The following is a 16001-nucleotide window of genomic DNA, read 5'->3' as shown; positions in this document are numbered from 1 at the left end:
AAACCGCCTCCGGAAAACCCGGGACGCTTCAGATCGTCAAAACGCCTTCATCAAAGCTCGCCGAGCAAGAATCGACATCTATATTCGATGGCAGGGTAATCCGGCGTTCGAATGTACCATAGCTCCGTTCGGAGTAACCCGATTGCTCTGACTCTCGGGAAGACTTTTTCTCTCCCTTCAGAGTGAGCACACCATCGTCGATCGAGAGCTCAACGTCGTCTTCCTTGACTCCGGGAAGTTCGACACAGATTTCGACACAATCCTCACCGTTGTGAATATCCATTGCTGGAGCACTCATACCTGACCTGGCGTAAAAGCCACTGTCGCCATCTTGTTCGAACAGGTCATCGAAAAGGCGGTTCATTTGCCGATGAAGATCGGAAAGCCCGGTGCTGGAGCGCGACCGACGGTTTACAGATCGGGTGCGATAGGGTGATAAATATCCAAATGCCATTTCATCCTCCTCCGGTTTGGTTACCTCGGACGCAAGACATGACGCGATCGCCTGCAAACCAAGGCATCGTTATTGGACATTCTTCTTACGACCAATTCCGCCTGCGGTTCCCGATCTTAGATGTGCGTTTCGCCGAGTAGTGACCTTCAAGGTCTTATGGGGCGATGTGATTGCCGATCGAACCATTCTCCAAGGCCGTGACGCCTCATGAACTGGCTTGGTATTCCTATCGGACGCAATGTGCTAAATGCTCAAGATTTGTGTGTCCGCGCTCTACTGGACGGTTACGGGAAGTCGAGCGTAGCGGAGGGCCACTTGGCCTCCATGTCGACGCGCCATGGCTAGCTAATCTCAGGACCGAGCTGCTTGCTTTTCCGATCGCGAGATTCGACGATCAGCTTGATGCCTTGCCACAATTTGCCCCTCAGGGTGCAAGGTCAAGATCGCTGAGACGATGATGACCTAATCTATGTGCCATGCGACGGGCACAGGACACCGGACCGGCGTTGAGCAAAGCCAACGCGCTTTAGTCTTCAGCGGTCGCACCCACCCTCATAGTTTAAAGCCGACCCCGAGCCAACCGGTGCGCGGGGTGCCGAGATCGATCGATCCGCCCTGGTTGCGGGTCACGATATCTTCATCCGTAAGATTTTCACCTCGTAGGACAAGCGAAATGCCGGAACCCAAAGGCTCGCAATTCTGTTGGGATCCACTACTGTCAACGCAGCACTGTGGCGCAAAAAGCGCACAAATCAGCGAAACGAAGTACCGAATATCTGGCCGATCATTCCAATCCTCGGAACGTTCTGTTGCTGTACTACGTTAGTCGGTCAAATCGCCATGTTGGCAATCGGCTGAGGCATAGGCTAGGGGCTGGGATCATAATACCACTTGTGTGCCTTATCGAAAAAAACCTGCCAAGTATCCGAAACCCGGCAAGCCCACAGAGGGCTCGCCGGGCAGGGGAAAAGGATTATTCCACCGCGTCCGCGGCTTCTCCCATAGCGTCAGCCTGGTCATCCAGATTTTCTTCGGTGGCCTCTGCACCCATCTCATCGGCGAGGTCAGCTTTTTCCTCGAGGACATCTTCCTGGGACTCCAGCTGCTGTTCTGCCAGATCCTCCTGCGCTTCCTCGACACCGTTATCGCATGCTGCCAGCGAAGAAACGGCAAAAGCTGCAAGGATTGCGATGGATTTGTTCATGATTATCTCCCGCTCTGATGGATTAGTGACGCAATGCGCCCGCAGTCTGCACCTTGCCGGTTAGTGTAACACCTGGTTCCAGCGCTCGTGCTGGTTTGAGGGATACGCGCTTGGCGTCAAAATACAAACAATTCCCCGGATAAAGGGTTGCTGTATTTGTACCGTCCCAAGTGACCTGAATCGGATATCCTTTATCGGCGGCGGCCACGCCGTCAGGGCGTGGCAGACACAGACTAACATCTCGCGCAGTAGTGTATCTGATAACTTCTCGATCATCCATACTATCGAGCCAGAACGTACCAGGCTCTGCCATCATGCGGCCCCACTGAACCACCGGGCTTCGCGCATCGCCTTCCACGTGCTGGGCTTGAGCGCTTGGTGCAACCGTCATGGCTGCAGTGGCAAAGAGCGTTGCCATTGTAGCCTTCTTCAAAAACATTTCTCTCTCCTGTCTTAAGTTCTTTCTCCCATCCCGTTCAAGGCGACGACATGTCTCCTTTCCCAAACCAACGGGGCAAGCCCATTCATGTTCCGTTATTCTTCTGGTTTCGTCCTCGACGGCCAAACTTCACATCTTGTTTCGTTCGCCGGCTCGACATCCTGCTCCAGATAGTTTCGACATTGCTCGGGCGACGAGCCGAGAGGACAGCACTTCGCGATAGGCCCTTGATCGATTACGATAATCAGGTTTTCTGACGGTGAGTCTCGGTTTGCTTCTGGAATGGCAGAGGGCATAGGTTTATCGCCGCCTTCCACACAAACTGCGCCCTCGTTTCCAGCATCGTCCGGTCGACAAGTCTGTGAGGCGCTTCCGCAACCCAATATCGCACTCAAAATCAGAAACCAGTTCGCCATTTGTCGTCGTAGCCCCTTAGTTCTGGGTCACCCGCGCACAGTCATAATGTTTCTGCTGCTCGATATTCCTACGAAATTAATGACGCATGGTTCCGGTTCTGTGTCGCAACAGTTCTGCTGATCAGGTAATGCGCCTTAATAAACATCATAATTGCTTGCCTGATTGTCGCGTCGCACGTCCGATCAGAAACCGCATCTCGCAACCAAGATGGACGCCCACAATAACGCCTCGCATTCCCGGTGCTGATGTGATTCATCGTCGACGAGGGGATAACGGTGATGCACCCATCGAGCCTGTTTTCGCTGTCGGAGCGTCTGGAACGGCTGAGCCGGGATGGCGATCCACTTGAGGTATTGGGCGAGGCCGTGGATTTCGAGCGTTCCCGCCCACTTCTGGTAAAGGGGCTGGGATACAACGATGGTGCAAAAGGCGGCAGACCGCCGTTCGACCCGGTCTCGATGTTCAAGGTGCTGGTGGTGCAGGCTCAGCATAACCTTTCCGACGTCCGCATGGAGTTCATGACCCGGGACCAGCTTTCGTGGATGCGCTTCTTCGGTTTTGATCTGGGCGGCACGATGCCCGACGAGAACACCATCCGCCACTACCGCAACCGTCTGGCCGAGAGCGGAACACCCGAAGCGCTGATGCAGGCGTTCGAGCAGCAACTGCGCGAGCGCGGGTACCTCGCCATAGGCGGCCCGATCGGCGTTGCCACGCTGGTTCCCGCTCCCAAGCAGCGCAATACCGAGGAAGAGATGGCAGCGTTCAAGGCAAACAAGTCCGCAAAACAAATCTGGCCGGGCAAGCCAAATAATGTGCACCAAAACGATGTCGATGCACGCTGGACGGCGAAGGTCGGGGGGCAAGGTTCGCTACCGCCCCGATGGTACGCCCCTGCCACAGATCTTTACACACGTGTTCGGCTACAAGTCGCATATCAGCATCGACCGACGCTTTGGCTTTATCCGCGAGGGCAAAGCTACCTAGGCGGCGCATAGCGATGGACGGGAACTGCGCTATGTCGTGAATCCGCACAACACCGCCGCCGATATCTGGGCCGATAGTCTTTGCGCATCAACCAAGAAGGGACGGTCTGTTCATCCGCACCATCGGCCTTGCTAGGCCGCAGGCCAAACTCACCCTCGCCAATGTGGCCTATAACTTCGACCACCTGATTTTCCACGAAAGACGAGCCGCCTCGGCATAGGTGTGCCCGACGCACATCGACGAGGGTGGAAATGGCCAGAACGCAACCGAGTGACGCCGAAAAACAGGCACTCAGGCCGCCAATCTGCCTGCCCGATCTAAGATCTCATCGTTCGCGCCAAAAACTCCTGGTCGTTGCGGGCGTCCCTTTAGAGGGTGATGATGACCAAAACCCGGACCGAAGCAGAGACCATGAGCAAGATAGATATCCCTGCCGAAAGGCTTTTTGGTGCGCAAACCCAGCGGAGCTTCGAGAACTTCCGCATCAGCAATGAAAAAATGCCGATGCGGATCATCCACGCCCTTGGCATGATCAAAGATGCAGCAGCGCAAACAAACGCTGAAATGGACAAACTTGATAGGAACTTGGCAGACGCGATCTCGCCGAGCCTAAGCACTCAAGCGCCTAGTGGGGGCACCAAAGCGGTCACGCCATGCTCATAGCAATCGAGTTGCTCACTTCCCGTAGATCGCTACCTTCAGTTGATTCGGTAGTGGATGGGCTTGAAGGTTCCGCCGTTAGAGGCATAGGCAGAGCAGGCGGTAAGACCGATCACCAGATCCATTTCTGCCTTCAATGTGATACTGTCGCCGGCCTTGCTAACGGGTGGATCGACACGCAAACGCCCGCGGGCATCAACCGGCACATTCATGAAAAGGTTGAACGCGGTCGGGATGGAATCAGGTTCGATTCCATAAGGCCCCAGCGCCTCTGCGAGATTGCCGAAGCAGCCACGGTGTACCGGCTTTGACGGATAGAAATGCCGAAAGGTCGCCTCGCTACATGGAGTCAGAAGGAAATCGTGTCGACCAACGTCATCGGCGCAAATTCTGAGCATCGCGTTGGATCGGGTTGACCATAGGGTATTGCCGGTGGTGAGCCTCAGCGTTTCCTCATAATCAAAGGTACGCCCGTTCGAGATAACCTCACGTACGTCGCTAGCGGCAAACGCGAGCAAGTCGGAGACCTGGCAACCCTGCGGGTCGATCACGGTGAGCATGCTGCCCTTTCGTAAATGAAAGGCGGTGCCAGTCCGCGGAGGAATTTCAATCGTGGCGCTCAAGCGCGTGGATCCTCGAAGGGGCAGCGCCAATCCTTTCCGACCGCCCGACCACTGAACTGGCGGGCCGCGCTGGCATCCCCGTGGCGGGCGAGCATCGGGTTGGTCGATCCAGCCAAAGCCTCGTCGCGTTCCATTATGCGCTCACGCATCCGCTCATAACGGCCCTCGGCACGTAAACGTTCGAACTGGTCGTGCAGGTTAAACACCAGTACGGGGCGCTTGAAACGACGCGCGGGGCGCGAGGCGGCAGGGTGCAGGCCGACCACGAAATAGGCTTCGCCGCCAAAACTTACACAGAAGTGCGGGTCTTCCGGATCTGCGCTCACGCGTTCGTCGAGGTTCTGCCCGAGCCATGCGTCCTTGTCTGAGATCGATTGCAGCCGCTGCCACATGGCCTTTTCAAAACCAATCTCGTCGAGATCGTCGGGTCCTTCAAAAATGACAGCGAAGCTGCGCAGGCCGTCCGGCTCGTCCCGGTACTCGCCCGACCAATCTACCAGGGTCCGAATGATCTCGAGGTCATTCCACGCACTCGTAATATCGCGCGCAACAATGACCTGAAGCGCCCCCTGTGCGGCGGCTGACTTGGCTCCGACGCAGGGAAAGGTGCGTTCCGCGATCATGGCACGGAACTGTTCCTCCAGACCGGCGGATTGTTGTCGGCGCGAAAGAGTTTCCATGTCTCTACCAACCGGCGTCCGCCGAAATGGCTCCGATTTCCGGGCGGAAATTGAATTGTTTATGGTTCAGCCGTTGGTGCAGCGGGTTGGGCCGATCCGTTCATCGTGATTCCCGAGCCATACAGGCCGTATCAGGCGGATGGCGGGAACTTACTTTGGCTGTGGGACGCTCCTTCGATCAGAGGAAATCGACCATGGCCACCACCCCTACCAATACCGACACGGACGCTACGCACATTCTGGCGAATGACCACCGCAAGGTGGAAAAGCTCTTTGCGGGCTTCGAGAGCGCATCCGGTCGCGATCAGAAAGCCCGGATTGCCGAGCAGATATGCAACGAGCTCAAGATTCACACGATTATCGAGGAAGAAATCTTTTATCCCGCGCTCGAAGGCAAGATCGACGAGGATTTACTGAAGGAAGCCTATGTCGAACATGACGGTGCGAAGCTGCTCGTCAACGAAATCTCCGAGGGCAGTCCGGACGAGGAATTCTTCGACGCCAAGGTGACGGTGCTCAAGGAGCAGATCGAACATCACGTGAAGGAGGAAGAAAAGCAGCACGACAACATGTTCCAGCAGGCGCGTGCTGCCGATGTCGACCTCCACGAGATCGGTCAGCAGATGCTGGATCGAAAGGACGAACTCAAGCAGCTTGCCGAAGCGAAGGGTTTGCCACCGGCGCGTATGCGCACGGCGGAGTAGAGGAGCAATGGCCGAGGCCATTGAAGTCGATACTGACCGCGACTTTCAGGAGCGGTTCTGGGTAATCGTGCGTGTCGGCTGGGTGGCAATGGCACTGCTCTGCCTTGTTGCGGTGTTTGGCCTCACCGGGAGCGGTGGTCCCTATTCTTCCCAGACAATTCAGGCAGGCCGGGCTCGCATCGATCTTCCCGCTATCGCCCGATGGCAGGCGGCCGACACACTGACCGTTCACGTCGCTTCCCGATCTGAGCGGACCACGGTGCTGATCCCGGCCGCCTTTGGTGACATTTTCATGATCGATTCCGTTAGTCCGCAGGCTCGCTCAGTGACTGCGACGCAGGAGGGGGATGTATTCGAATTCGCTCTGCAACCGGGCAGAGAAATCACGATCGATTTCTCGGTGCGTCCCGCCCGACCGGTCTGGCGCAGCCCACTCGGTTCCTTCGAAGTCAACGGTGCACCGAGTCGGCCCACAACGCTCACCGTACTGCCGTAGGGAGAGAAAGCGATGGAAAGCGTCATTCGCGGTGTCGCAATTTATCTGGTTCTGCTGATCATTATCCGCTTGTCTGGCCGCAGGACGATGGACCAGGCCACACCCTTCGACTTCGTCCTGTTGCTGATCGTGGCTGAAACCACGCAGCAGGCTCTGCTGGGAGACGACTTCTCGATCACCAACGCGGTCGTGCTGATCATTACCCTGTTTCTGATGGATATCGGCTTTTCATACCTCACGCGCTGGTCGCCTTGGCTTAGAAAAGTGGTCGACGGGCGCCCGACCTTCCTCGTGCTAGACGGCCGGGTTGATGAGCGCGCGCTGCGCAAGACACGCATGAACCGGGACGACATCATGGTTGCTGCGCGCAAGCAACAAGGCCTCGAGACGCTCGCTCAGGTCAAACACGCAATCCTCGAGAATGACTCAGGGATCACCGTGATCCCGCGCGAGGAAGAAAAATAGCAAAAGCTGGCCAAGGAGTGATGATGACCAAGAAAGATCTGGAGAAGGCTGATCTGCCCGAGGGCAACAATCCCAGCCAGAACAGCCAGACCGCGAATGCGGTTCGAAACCAGTCGACCGTCAAGCCTTCGGATTACCCTGAGGAGAAGCGGCGGAAGACTGTAGCGCCGAAGAAGCGGCTTGGCGCGTGAGCTGTTCCACCCATCCGTTTGCGCGGAACAAACAAGACAGCCCACCGTCAGTTTCCTGCCCCATTTGCGGGGCAGAAAGTGAAGAAGTCGATGAATAATCAGCAAAACGATCGCAATCGTCAGCAAGGCGAAAACGATGGCCGCAAGGATGGCCAGCGTGAACAGCAGCAAGTTCGTTCGCGCCAGCAGGGCGAGGATCGCGATCACAATCAGGAGGGATCGAAGAATCGGCAGAGCTGATTTGACGATACTGGGAAGAGGCCGCCGCGGGCGGCCTCTTTCATGTTGCAGAACTGGCGAAAGCACCGAAGGTGGCGGAAACCGATTTCGGACAAGTGATATCCAGTGACGCGAGGTCGCTGGCACATACTGTGCTAGAGCGGGCCGTTTCCAAGGGTCTGCTGCTCGCGACCGCAGAAAGCTGTACCGGCGGTTTGCTCGCCACCCTTCTCACCGACATTCCCGGGCTGAGTCACTGCTTCGAGTGCGGCTTCGTCGTCTATTCCGATCAGGCGAAGATCGGGTTGCTCGGCATACCCCACGATGTCATTGACCGCCATGGTGCAGTCAGCCGGACAACAGCCTGCCAAATGGCGGAACGCGCGCTTGCGCGCTGCGGCGCGCACTTCGCCCTATCGGCAACCGGCTTTGCCGGCCCCGCAGGTCCCGGCGACGAGGCAGGTCTGGTTCACATCGCAGTTGCATCGACCCATGGGGACATTGCGCACGAAGAGCATCATTTCGGCCCGTTGGGACGTGACCAGGTCCGTCAAAAAACACTGGTTACAGCATTGAAACTGTTAGCAAGCCAGATGGAGATCTGGCCAGTGCAAGGCGAAAAGATCACTGTTTTTTGCCGCTCAAATGCGGGTTATTTCTCAACCATCTGAGCGGCCGGAATTTCTAATCCCTCCCACGACCCAGGCTCCGTTCGAGGACTGGATAATCGTCCCGAGGGTTTTATCCCCTTCAAGAATCTCGACGGGGCCATCCAGCTTCTTTCGCTCGATGATCGAAAACGCCTCGTGGGCATCCTCGCTCTGGAAGGTGATGGTTCTCGGATTTTTTGCGCTTCCTTCCTGGAAGCGGAGTGAATACTCGCGCATGCGGCCCTCCAACGTTCCGCTCGGCAAGGCTAACCTGCCAAGTGAAATGTATCGGCTAGACGCACGAAGCGGATAGGTTGCGGGCAGAAGCCGGGTCCACGAAGAGCCGATGTGGTTGAAAACCGCAACCGTCGATCGGGCATGTACCATCTTCTCGGTGGGGATTCGAACTCCATGCCGCATATTGCGACGGATCGGTCATCTGGATTGGCGATCAGTCGCTTTTGTGCTCGGGTTTGCCCTCGCGCTTGGTGCTGGCCATGTCTTCCAGTTCGTCTTCCCTCATCGAGTCGTACATTTCCCTGGACGCACCCTGCAAATCGCTGACCTTGGTATCGCCGCGCTTCGCGCTCAGCGCAGCTCCGGCGGCCTTTTGCTGCGCTTTGGACTGTGCGGGCATGGGTTCTCTCCTTTTTGTGTGACTGAAATTTTCATGTGGTTTCAGCTGTTCACGATGATTCCGCCATTGGGGTGCAAGACCTGCCCCGACATGTAGCTGGCGTCGGCGCAAGCCAGAAACAGGAACGCCGGCGCGACCTCATTAGGCTGGCCGGGGCGTCCCATTGGGGTGTTCTTGCCGAAATCGTCCATGTCCTCGGGCGGCTGCCCGCCATAAGGGTTGAGGGGGGTCCAGATCGGGCCAGGCGCGACGGCATTAACCCGGATGCCATCGCCGATGAGATTTTTCGACAGAGAGCGTGTAAAGGCCGTGATCGCGCCCTTGGTGGCGGAATAGTCGAGCAGATTGTCCGAACCCTTGTACATTGTCACGCTGGTGCAATTGACGATGGCGCTGCCTTTGGCGAGATGCGGTCGCGCAGCCTGCACCAGGAAGAACATTGAGAAGATGTTGGTCTGGAAGGTCCGTCGCAGCTGTTCCTCGGTAATATCTTCGATGTCTTCATCCGGGTGCTGCTCCCCCGCGTTGTTGATCACGATATCCAGCTTGCCGAACCGATCGATCGTGGCGGCGACAACCTCGTCTGCGAAGTCCTGGACGCCGAGATCGCCCTGCAGGCAAATCGCCTGTCGGCCTTCCTCTTCGACGATTGCTTTGGTTTTTTCCGCATCCTTGGTTTCTTCATCGGCAAAATAGACGATCGTGATGTCGGCCCCTTCGCGGGCAAACAGCGCCGCGACGGCGCGGCCAATGCCGCTGTCCGCACCGGTCACGATAGCAACCTTGCCGTCCAGCCGGCCCGAACCGGGAAAACGGGGGTGCCAGTCAGGCTTGTCGTCCATCTCGGCCTCGGCACCGGGCATGCGCGGCTGTTCGTCGATTTCAGGCTGGAATGTCTCGGCTTCAGGCATGGCTGTTTCAACTTCGGTTGATTTTGGGGGGCACCCAAAAGGGCGGCTTTGAAACGTCAACGAGGCGGGAAACGCTGCGGTTTCACGAATGGTGCGAAGCGTGCCTGCGACACGACGAACTAACTCAACCCGCGCATGGAAGGATCACAAGTCGGGTAGCGACTGCTCAGCGAAGCCCCAGCCGGCCAAGGTCTTGCTCTCTGCGCGATCGCGCAAAAGTTTGGAATCATCGATGCTGAAGGGGTGGGCGTCGGCCATGTCCTTGAGTTCATTCCAGCCGATCGGAACAGCCACCGGTGCGCCGCTGCGGGCACGAGCAGAATAGGGCACCACCGCCGTGCTGCCGCGCTGGTTGCGCAGCCAGTCGATGAAAATCTTCCCCTTGCGCTTGGCCTTGCTCATGGTTGCAGTGAAGCGCTCGGGCTCGGCCATGCTCAGGGCTTCCGCGAAGCGGCGGGCGAAGTCCTTGTGCGCTTCCCACGAGTGGACGGGAGCGAGCGGGACGACCACGTGCACGCCCTTGCCTCCCGACAGCATGGCGAAGCTGACCAGTCCCATGTCGGAGAGCCGATCGCGGATGTCGCGCGCGGCTTGCTTGACGTCGCCGAAGTCGAGCCCCTCATCGGGGTCAAGGTCGAAGACCATCCGGTCGGGCGCTTCTACATTGCTACTTCGGGCGCCCCAGCCGTGAAACTCTATCGTGCCCATCTGTACGCATTGCAGGATGCCGCGGACGTTTTCGATATAGAGATAATCCTCGGTCCCCTTTTCGGTGATGGGAACATGCTGCACTGCATCGCCGAAAGCACCGCTGTCGTGCTTCTGGAAAAAGCACTTCCGTGCCCGCCCTTGCGGACAGCGCACCAGGCTGACCGGGCGGTTGGCGGCGAAGGGCAGCATGGCAGGGGCGATAGCAGTGTAATAGTCCGCCAGCGCGCCCTTGGTCTGGCCGCTGTCGGGAAAGATAACCCTGTCCCGGCTACTGAACTTCACCTCGCCTTTCGGGGCGGGCGCCGCTTCAGCGCGCTCTGGCCTTACTTCGCTCGCCTGCTTGTCGCCGCGCAGCCCAAGGTAGCTGCCGTGCCGGATATTGCCGTCCCCGGTAAATTCGGAGAAAGCGACCTCGGCGACGAGTTGCGGCGTCACCCAGGTCACGCCCCGGCTCCTTGCCTTGTCGACTTCGGCCGGCGGGGTCTTGCGCTCGATCCGCTTCAGCTTCGCCGCCAGCGCGTCGAGGTCGTCACCGGAAAAGCCGGTGCCGACGTTACCCTTGTAGACCAGCTCGCTCCCCTCGAACTGGGCCATGAGCAGCGAGGAGAATGGTCTTCCCTTCGCGCTCGAAGCTTTCCAGCCGATAATGACAAACTCCTGCCGCCGGGTGCACTTCACCTTCACCCAGCTGCGCCGGCGCCGCCCCGAATAACGCCCGTCGACCGTCTTGGAGATAATGCCTTCCTGCCCGGCGTCGCACATCGAACGGAACAGCTTCTCGCCCGCACCGATCACGTGATCGGCCACAAACACCGGTGGCTCTGCAGTACCGAGCAGCGCCTCGAGCCGCTCCTTGCGCTCGATATTGGACAGGGCGGCCAGATCCTCTCCCGCCAGTTCCAGCAGGTCGAAGGCGTGGAACTGCAGTGTATCACCTTGCGACTGGCTGCCATGGCCGCGCTTGAGTACACCTTGCAGGGTCGAAAAATCGGGATTGCCCTTGGCATCCACCGCCACGATTTCCCCGTCGATCAGGCAGCTGGGCAGGTCTAATGCAGCAATCGCATCGACGAGGGGTCCGAACTTGTCGGTCCAGTCCTTTCCGTTGCGGGTATAGACGCGCACCTGCTTGCCCTTGGCGGCAACCAGTGCGCGGTAGCCGTCGAACTTAATCTCGTGCATCCAGCCATTGCCGGACGGCACTTGGTCGACCAGCGTCGCCAGTTGCGGCTTGCGAAACTTCGGCAGCGGCGCGTCCTTTGGCTTCCGGCGTACCTTCGCCTTTCTGGTATTGTGAGCCGAAGCCTTGGCCATTTGCGCCAGGAAAGCATCGCCCTTCTTGCCGGCCAGCGGAAACTCGCCCCCTTTGTCAGCTGCGATTTCCGCCATCGACCGGCCAGTGAGGACACTGGTGAGTTCGCGCTCCACCAGCATGTCACCCGTTTCGGCATGCTCGTCCTGCAGCTTGCGCAACAGCCAGTTCTCGCGCTTCACCTTGCCGCGCGGTTTCATCCGGATCAGCAGCCATTCGCCGCGCATTCTCTCGCCTTCGAGGCGAAAGTGGAGATGCCCCTTGTCCAGATCCTTCGCGCTCTTGCCTTCGACCGGCGACCAGGTGCCGCGATCCCACAGCATGACCGTGCCGCCGCCGTATTCACCCTTGGGGATCGTGCCCTCGAACTCGGCATAGGACATGGGATGATCCTCGGTGCGGACCGCCAGCCGCTTGACGTCGGGATCCGGGGAAGGCCCCTTCGTGACGGCCCAGCTCTTGAGCACGCCATCGACTTCCAGCCGCAAGTCCCAATGAAGCCGGGTGGCATCGTGCTTTTGCACAATGAACGCATTGCCACCGCTGCTGCTTTCCGCCTTGCCGGCCGGCTCGGGCGTCTTCGCGAAGTCGCGACGGGCATTGTATTCGGAAAGTGGATCGACAGGCGGGCTCATTCGTCTTTCCCGTCAAGTTTGCGGTCCTTGTCCTTTGGTTCGACCAGCCGGAGCAGTGTAAGAACCAGCAGGCTGATAACTGCCGCAATCGCCACGAGCGGCCATTGCGCTGCCCCGCAGGCGATACCGATCACCGCTGCCAGCCAAAGATGCGCAGCCGTGGTCAAATTGTGGACCTGCCCCTTGCTGAACACGATCAGCCCGGCACCGATAATGCCGATAAAGGCACCGGCCGCCTCATAGACGCGCAGCGGGTCCATCCGCTGCCCGCCTAGCTGCTGATAAAGTGCTATGATCGAGACGGTCATCGCCGCGGCGGCAAAGCAGATCAGCCCGTGAGTGCGCATGCCCGCAGCATGGCCGCGCAGTTCGCGATCCAGCCCCAGCAGCAAGCCCAGGATGGCAGCGACGACCAGCCGGGAAAGCAGGTCAAGATCGAACCAATGGCTGATTACCGGTTCGTTGAGTTCCATAGCATCACGCGCTCTTCTTGCTCCTAGTCGCCGGCTTCTGCCCGCCCACCGACTTCTTCAGCGCCGCCATCAGATCGATCACATTGCCGCCGGAGGTGCCGGGTTCGTCGACATCCTCGATAATCGCCTTGCCGCTCTTCGATTTAGCCTTCTTTTCGATCAGTTTGCGCAGCGCCTCGACATAACGATCCTCGAATTCGCTAGCGTCGAAGGGGGCGCTTTTCTGTTCAATCAGCGTAGTGGCGAGGTCGAGCAGTTCCTTCTTCGGTTTGGCATCGTCAATGTCGGAGAAGAAGGCCTGCCCCTGGCGCACCTCGTCGGCATAGCGCAGGGTTTCGAGCAACAGACCCTTCCCGCATGGTTTCAGCGCGACCAGTTTCTCGCTTCCGCGCACCGACAGTTGGCCCAATGCGACCTTCTTCGCTTTTCGCAGTGCCTCGCGCAGCACGATGAAGGCCTCTTCGGCCAGGTCATCTTTCGGCGCGACATAATAGGGTTTCTCGAAATAGAGCGGGTCGATCTCGCAAGTGTCGACGAACTGTACCAGTTCGAGCGTCTTGCGGCTCTCGATCCTGACCGCTTCGATTTCCTCGTCTTCCAGCAGGACGTATTCGCCCTTGGAAATTTCGTAACCCTTGATGATCTCGTCGCGATCTACCGGACCCACGCCCGGCACGACTTTCTCATACGAGATGCGCTTGCCGCTTGGCTCGTGGATCTGGTTGAAGCTGATCTTCGCGCCCGTCTTGCTGGCCGAATAGATCTCCACCGGGATCGAAACCAGCGCCAGCCTGATCTGGCCCTGCCAATATGCACGCGCAGCCATTAGCCCTACTCTCCTGCTTGCTTCCGATAGAAGCGTGCGAAGCGGGCCATCGGTTCCGTGGGAAAGGTGAGGCGATTGAACCAAGCGCCGGGTCGGGCGTTAGATCGGCATGAGCACCAATCAATCGCCTGAGCCCGAAATACTCCCAGCCGACAATGCGCCGGAGACGCCGCCGGCACCGCAGGAGCCGCTTCCCTCCCGTCCCCATGAGATCGATCCGGTCCCGCCCGATATCGACGAGCCTGATCGTGGACCGGACGAGGTCCGGCCCGATCGTCTTGGAGTTTCGCCTTCACGATGAGCGGAGGAACGCTGGCCAGGTTCCATGCGTCTTTAAAGAACGCCAACCTATAATGCAGGAGAGACCATCATGGGCGAATATGAACCCGAAGATTCGCGCGACATCACCCGAGAAAAGTCTGATTTGCCAATCGAACCGGAGCATACCGGCCCGCGCGAAGAAGAAACCCGCAAACCTACCAATCAGACCGATCCGGCAAAGGGCAGTGTGCCACAGCGCAGCGGGCATGAGCCCAAGGGAAGGGATCTGCCGCGCGGAAGCGAGCCGGAAACACGCGCTTCCAGCAGCAATCGAACTTAGCGATGGCCATGGCCCTCGTTGCCAGACGCCATGCTATTTGAGGATTCTGCCAACCTGTTGCGCACGCTGCTCCTCAGTATGGGCGCTTATGGCTCGCTGATTCTGGTCTTGCGTTTGAGTGGCAAGCGCACACTTGCCAAAATGAACGCCTTCGATCTCGTCGTGACTGTGGCACTCGGTTCGACCTTGGCGACGATCCTGCTCAACAAGGATGTAACGCTGGCGCAGGGCGTGCTGGCATTGATCGCCTTGGTATTACTGCAATACGCCATCGCGTGGCTTTCGGTGCGTTACTCGTCGATCGAGCGCCTTGCCAAGGCGGAACCTGCTGTGCTGCTGCGCGATGGCAAACTCGTCGAGGACACACTCCGGCGTGAGCGGGTTACCGCCGACGAGGTGAAGTCCGCGCTGCGAAGCTCCGGTCTCGGTTCGTTTGAACTTGCCGCCATGGTCGTGCTTGAAACGGACGGCAGCCTTAGCGTGGTGCCGAAGTCTTCGGTGGGGTTGTGTTCGGCCTTTCCACGAGACGAGCGACCTAATGGCGCAGGATGACCGCGAAAATCTTGCGCAGGACCGAACCGATCTCGCAGAAGATCGGACTGTCCTGGCGCAGGAGCGCAGTTTCGCCAGCTGGCTGCGGACGGGTCTCGGCTCAGTCGGGGTTGGGCTCGGTTTCGGCGCCTTCTTCCGCATGCTGGAACCCGACTGGATCGCGAAGGCCATCGCCTCGATTTTTCTCGTGGTGGCAATCTTCATATTCGTCTCCGCCGAGCAGCGGGCACGCGAACGCCTGGACGAGATCGATCTGCATGACATGGTTTCGCGCCGGAAGGTGCCTTTTCGCGTCCTCGCCTGGTCGCTCGCGACCGGGACGGCCGCGCTGTGCGCGGCGATGTGGCTTCTGGGATAGGCCGCATCCATTCCGTCAGCCACGAAACGGTCCGGTGCAGGGCGAACAAGTTCGGCCCAGCGATGGCTGCCAACATTCGGCGGAAGCGCGGACGGACAGATTCCGTATGGCATCTCGACGAGACGGTCGTCCGGATCAATGGCCAGCGGATGTACATGTGGCGAGCCGTCGACAAGGAAGGCAAGGTTCTCGATGTCCTCGTGCAGAAGCGATGGAACAAAACAGCAGCACTGAAATTGCCCAGAAAACTGCTCAAGAACCAAGGTGCGGTCCCCGAAGCCATCGTTACCGATGGGCTGAGATCATATCCAGCAGCCATGAAAGTCCTCGGCTGTATCGACCGACATCAACCCAGTCGATTGCGAGACAACAACTGCGCGGAAAATTCACATCTTCTCGTCCGACGACGAGAACGAACGATGCAGCGGTTCAAACCCCAGGGGCAGGCCCAACGGTTCGTCTCCACCCACTCAGCAATCTACAATACGTTCAATATCCAGCGCCACTCAGTCTCTCGAAACACAATGCGACTTTCCAGAGACCGCGCATTGCGGAGTGGAATGCTGTGGGCCCGGCAAGTTAACATGGGATCGCGGAGTCGGGCCCTCATTCGCTCAGACAAAGGTGCCCTGACGAAGCCGTCCCAAGACTCATCGCAGAGAACCATCGAATGGTCGCAAATCAGGCAAATTTACAACGTCCAAAGGAAACTTGCCTCCCTTCCACGCGTCCTCCGATTGCAGGACACATGTCTCAAAAGTCAGACTCCCAGAATTAGGATGATCCGATGAGAAAA

General features: G+C 58.5%; 23 protein-coding genes and 1 pseudogene. 12 read left to right on the top strand and 12 right to left on the bottom strand.

Going from position 1 to position 16001, the window contains the following annotated elements; genetic code table 11:
• Positions 1 to 28: 28 nt before the first annotated feature.
• The 4 genes and pseudogenes from A7A77_RS14810 to A7A77_RS17970 all read right to left on the bottom strand — a co-directional run bounded on the left by A7A77_RS14810 (position 29) and on the right by A7A77_RS17970 (position 2097).
• Positions 29 to 454 (bottom strand): Hsp20/alpha crystallin family protein, encoded by a 426-nt coding sequence (locus tag A7A77_RS14810; RefSeq protein WP_082836172.1) that lies wholly within the window; start codon positions 452 to 454, stop codon positions 29 to 31.
• A 552-nt stretch (positions 455 to 1006) separates the two neighbouring features.
• Positions 1007 to 1144 (bottom strand): annotated as a pseudogene (locus A7A77_RS18370) (TonB-dependent receptor domain-containing protein); the annotation flags it as partial.
• 283 nt (positions 1145 to 1427) lie between these two features.
• A complete protein-coding gene (locus tag A7A77_RS14805; RefSeq protein WP_066560097.1) occupies positions 1428 to 1658 on the bottom strand; it encodes a hypothetical protein in 231 nt (76 codons plus the stop codon).
• 22 nt (positions 1659 to 1680) lie between these two features.
• Positions 1681 to 2097 carry a hypothetical protein gene (locus tag A7A77_RS17970; protein WP_156500597.1) on the bottom strand — a complete coding sequence of 139 codons (417 nt, stop codon included), beginning with the start codon at positions 2095 to 2097 and terminating at the stop codon, positions 1681 to 1683.
• Positions 2098 to 2792: 695 nt separating this feature from the next.
• On the opposite strand from A7A77_RS17970, the gene A7A77_RS14800 reads away from it, so the two are divergent.
• Both A7A77_RS14800 and A7A77_RS14795 read left to right on the top strand, forming a co-directional pair.
• Entirely contained in the window at positions 2793 to 3512 is a 720-nt protein-coding gene (locus A7A77_RS14800; RefSeq protein WP_245638503.1) for a transposase, read from the top strand.
• Between the two features lie 400 nt (positions 3513 to 3912).
• A complete protein-coding gene (locus A7A77_RS14795) occupies positions 3913 to 4164 on the top strand; it encodes a lyase family protein (protein WP_216635595.1) in 252 nt (83 codons plus the stop codon).
• 35 nt (positions 4165 to 4199) lie between these two features.
• Here the strand turns inward: A7A77_RS14795 and A7A77_RS14790 are convergent, their stop codons facing one another.
• Positions 4200 to 4784 carry a DUF1989 domain-containing protein gene (locus A7A77_RS14790; RefSeq protein WP_066560087.1) on the bottom strand — a complete coding sequence of 195 codons (585 nt, stop codon included), beginning with the start codon at positions 4782 to 4784 and terminating at the stop codon, positions 4200 to 4202.
• Entirely contained in the window at positions 4781 to 5464 is a 684-nt protein-coding gene (gntA, locus tag A7A77_RS14785) for a guanitoxin biosynthesis heme-dependent pre-guanitoxin N-hydroxylase GntA (protein WP_066560086.1), read from the bottom strand. Before gntA ends, A7A77_RS14790 begins: the two co-directional genes overlap by 4 nt.
• Before the next feature lie 194 nt (positions 5465 to 5658).
• Here gntA and A7A77_RS14780 point away from each other — a divergent pair, with 194 nt between their 5' ends.
• The 6 genes from A7A77_RS14780 to A7A77_RS14765 all read left to right on the top strand — a co-directional run bounded on the left by A7A77_RS14780 (position 5659) and on the right by A7A77_RS14765 (position 8210).
• Complete coding sequence (locus tag A7A77_RS14780) at positions 5659 to 6168, top strand: hemerythrin domain-containing protein (protein ID WP_066560082.1); 510 nt, start codon at positions 5659 to 5661, stop codon at positions 6166 to 6168.
• 7 nt (positions 6169 to 6175) lie between these two features.
• Positions 6176 to 6664: a hypothetical protein gene (locus A7A77_RS14775; protein ID WP_066560074.1), complete on the top strand. Its 489-nt coding sequence runs from the start codon at positions 6176 to 6178 to the stop codon at positions 6662 to 6664.
• A gap of 12 nt (positions 6665 to 6676) precedes the next feature.
• Positions 6677 to 7129 carry a DUF421 domain-containing protein gene (locus A7A77_RS14770; protein ID WP_066560073.1) on the top strand — a complete coding sequence of 151 codons (453 nt, stop codon included), beginning with the start codon at positions 6677 to 6679 and terminating at the stop codon, positions 7127 to 7129.
• A 23-nt stretch (positions 7130 to 7152) separates the two neighbouring features.
• Complete coding sequence (locus A7A77_RS17965) at positions 7153 to 7320, top strand: hypothetical protein (RefSeq protein ID WP_156500596.1); 168 nt, start codon at positions 7153 to 7155, stop codon at positions 7318 to 7320.
• A 78-nt stretch (positions 7321 to 7398) separates the two neighbouring features.
• Positions 7399 to 7560, top strand: coding sequence for a hypothetical protein (locus A7A77_RS17960; RefSeq protein WP_156500595.1), 162 nt, complete (start codon positions 7399 to 7401; stop codon positions 7558 to 7560).
• Between the two features lie 71 nt (positions 7561 to 7631).
• On the top strand, positions 7632 to 8210 hold the full coding sequence (locus A7A77_RS14765) for a CinA family protein (protein ID WP_066560072.1): 579 nt from the start codon (positions 7632 to 7634) through the stop codon (positions 8208 to 8210).
• Here the strand turns inward: A7A77_RS14765 and A7A77_RS14760 are convergent.
• The 6 genes from A7A77_RS14760 to ku all read right to left on the bottom strand — a co-directional run bounded on the left by A7A77_RS14760 (position 8199) and on the right by ku (position 13694).
• The gene (locus A7A77_RS14760) at positions 8199 to 8426 is read right to left on the bottom strand and encodes a hypothetical protein (RefSeq protein WP_156500594.1); all 228 of its coding nucleotides are present in this window, start codon (positions 8424 to 8426) and stop codon (positions 8199 to 8201) included. The genes A7A77_RS14765 and A7A77_RS14760 overlap by 12 nt on opposite strands.
• A gap of 214 nt (positions 8427 to 8640) precedes the next feature.
• Positions 8641 to 8826: a DUF3008 family protein gene (locus tag A7A77_RS14755; protein WP_066560068.1), complete on the bottom strand. Its 186-nt coding sequence runs from the start codon at positions 8824 to 8826 to the stop codon at positions 8641 to 8643.
• A gap of 41 nt (positions 8827 to 8867) precedes the next feature.
• Positions 8868 to 9737 carry an SDR family oxidoreductase gene (locus tag A7A77_RS14750; RefSeq protein ID WP_066560065.1) on the bottom strand — a complete coding sequence of 290 codons (870 nt, stop codon included), beginning with the start codon at positions 9735 to 9737 and terminating at the stop codon, positions 8868 to 8870.
• Positions 9738 to 9881: 144 nt separating this feature from the next.
• The gene (gene ligD / locus A7A77_RS14745) at positions 9882 to 12395 is read right to left on the bottom strand and encodes a DNA ligase D (RefSeq protein ID WP_066560062.1); all 2514 of its coding nucleotides are present in this window, start codon (positions 12393 to 12395) and stop codon (positions 9882 to 9884) included.
• A complete protein-coding gene (locus tag A7A77_RS14740; protein ID WP_066560059.1) occupies positions 12392 to 12868 on the bottom strand; it encodes an MgtC/SapB family protein in 477 nt (158 codons plus the stop codon). The genes ligD and A7A77_RS14740 overlap by 4 nt, the downstream gene beginning before the upstream one ends.
• A 4-nt stretch (positions 12869 to 12872) precedes the next feature.
• On the bottom strand, positions 12873 to 13694 hold the full coding sequence (gene ku / locus A7A77_RS14735) for a non-homologous end joining protein Ku (protein ID WP_066560057.1): 822 nt from the start codon (positions 13692 to 13694) through the stop codon (positions 12873 to 12875).
• A gap of 370 nt (positions 13695 to 14064) precedes the next feature.
• On the opposite strand from ku, the gene A7A77_RS14730 reads away from it, so the two are divergent.
• The 4 genes from A7A77_RS14730 to A7A77_RS18495 are packed head-to-tail and all read left to right on the top strand — an operon-like array spanning position 14065 to position 15996.
• Complete coding sequence (locus tag A7A77_RS14730) at positions 14065 to 14295, top strand: hypothetical protein (protein WP_066560055.1); 231 nt, start codon at positions 14065 to 14067, stop codon at positions 14293 to 14295.
• Between the two features lie 57 nt (positions 14296 to 14352).
• Positions 14353 to 14847 carry a DUF421 domain-containing protein gene (locus tag A7A77_RS14725; protein WP_245638502.1) on the top strand — a complete coding sequence of 165 codons (495 nt, stop codon included), beginning with the start codon at positions 14353 to 14355 and terminating at the stop codon, positions 14845 to 14847.
• Positions 14834 to 15205, top strand: a complete 372-nt coding sequence (locus tag A7A77_RS14720; protein WP_066560050.1) for a DUF202 domain-containing protein — start codon at positions 14834 to 14836, stop codon at positions 15203 to 15205. Before A7A77_RS14725 ends, A7A77_RS14720 begins: the two co-directional genes overlap by 14 nt.
• Positions 15178 to 15996 carry an IS6 family transposase gene (locus A7A77_RS18495; protein WP_172799923.1) on the top strand — a complete coding sequence of 273 codons (819 nt, stop codon included), beginning with the start codon at positions 15178 to 15180 and terminating at the stop codon, positions 15994 to 15996. The genes A7A77_RS14720 and A7A77_RS18495 overlap by 28 nt, the downstream gene beginning before the upstream one ends.
• Positions 15997 to 16001 lie beyond the last annotated feature (5 nt).

The organism is Croceicoccus bisphenolivorans (assembly GCF_001634625.1).
GTDB lineage: Bacteria > Pseudomonadota > Alphaproteobacteria > Sphingomonadales > Sphingomonadaceae > Croceicoccus > Croceicoccus bisphenolivorans.
Note: the sequence above shows the minus strand (reverse complement) of the source record. Positions and strands in the feature narration are given on the sequence as shown.

What these genes read in the sequence shown, in the direction of transcription:
- A7A77_RS14760 (WP_156500594.1), bottom strand. Translation starts at nt 8,426, where the DNA reads ATGCGCGAGTATTCACTCCGCTTCCAGGAAGGAAGCGCAAAAAATCCG.
- ligD (WP_066560062.1), bottom strand. Translation starts at nt 12,395, where the DNA reads ATGAGCCCGCCTGTCGATCCACTTTCCGAATACAATGCCCGTCGCGAC.
- ku (WP_066560057.1), bottom strand. Translation starts at nt 13,694, where the DNA reads ATGGCTGCGCGTGCATATTGGCAGGGCCAGATCAGGCTGGCGCTGGTT.
- A7A77_RS14750 (WP_066560065.1), bottom strand. Translation starts at nt 9,737, where the DNA reads ATGCCTGAAGCCGAGACATTCCAGCCTGAAATCGACGAACAGCCGCGC.
- A7A77_RS14810 (WP_082836172.1), bottom strand. Translation starts at nt 454, where the DNA reads ATGGCATTTGGATATTTATCACCCTATCGCACCCGATCTGTAAACCGT.
- gntA (WP_066560086.1), bottom strand. Translation starts at nt 5,464, where the DNA reads ATGGAAACTCTTTCGCGCCGACAACAATCCGCCGGTCTGGAGGAACAG.
- A7A77_RS14805 (WP_066560097.1), bottom strand. Translation starts at nt 1,658, where the DNA reads ATGAACAAATCCATCGCAATCCTTGCAGCTTTTGCCGTTTCTTCGCTG.
- A7A77_RS14770 (WP_066560073.1), top strand. Translation starts at nt 6,677, where the DNA reads ATGGAAAGCGTCATTCGCGGTGTCGCAATTTATCTGGTTCTGCTGATC.
- A7A77_RS14740 (WP_066560059.1), bottom strand. Translation starts at nt 12,868, where the DNA reads ATGGAACTCAACGAACCGGTAATCAGCCATTGGTTCGATCTTGACCTG.
- A7A77_RS17965 (WP_156500596.1), top strand. Translation starts at nt 7,153, where the DNA reads ATGACCAAGAAAGATCTGGAGAAGGCTGATCTGCCCGAGGGCAACAAT.
- A7A77_RS14720 (WP_066560050.1), top strand. Translation starts at nt 14,834, where the DNA reads ATGGCGCAGGATGACCGCGAAAATCTTGCGCAGGACCGAACCGATCTC.
- A7A77_RS14755 (WP_066560068.1), bottom strand. Translation starts at nt 8,826, where the DNA reads ATGCCCGCACAGTCCAAAGCGCAGCAAAAGGCCGCCGGAGCTGCGCTG.
- A7A77_RS14730 (WP_066560055.1), top strand. Translation starts at nt 14,065, where the DNA reads ATGGGCGAATATGAACCCGAAGATTCGCGCGACATCACCCGAGAAAAG.
- A7A77_RS14795 (WP_216635595.1), top strand. Translation starts at nt 3,913, where the DNA reads ATGAGCAAGATAGATATCCCTGCCGAAAGGCTTTTTGGTGCGCAAACC.
- A7A77_RS14775 (WP_066560074.1), top strand. Translation starts at nt 6,176, where the DNA reads ATGGCCGAGGCCATTGAAGTCGATACTGACCGCGACTTTCAGGAGCGG.
- A7A77_RS14780 (WP_066560082.1), top strand. Translation starts at nt 5,659, where the DNA reads ATGGCCACCACCCCTACCAATACCGACACGGACGCTACGCACATTCTG.
- A7A77_RS17970 (WP_156500597.1), bottom strand. Translation starts at nt 2,097, where the DNA reads ATGTTTTTGAAGAAGGCTACAATGGCAACGCTCTTTGCCACTGCAGCC.
- A7A77_RS14800 (WP_245638503.1), top strand. Translation starts at nt 2,793, where the DNA reads ATGCACCCATCGAGCCTGTTTTCGCTGTCGGAGCGTCTGGAACGGCTG.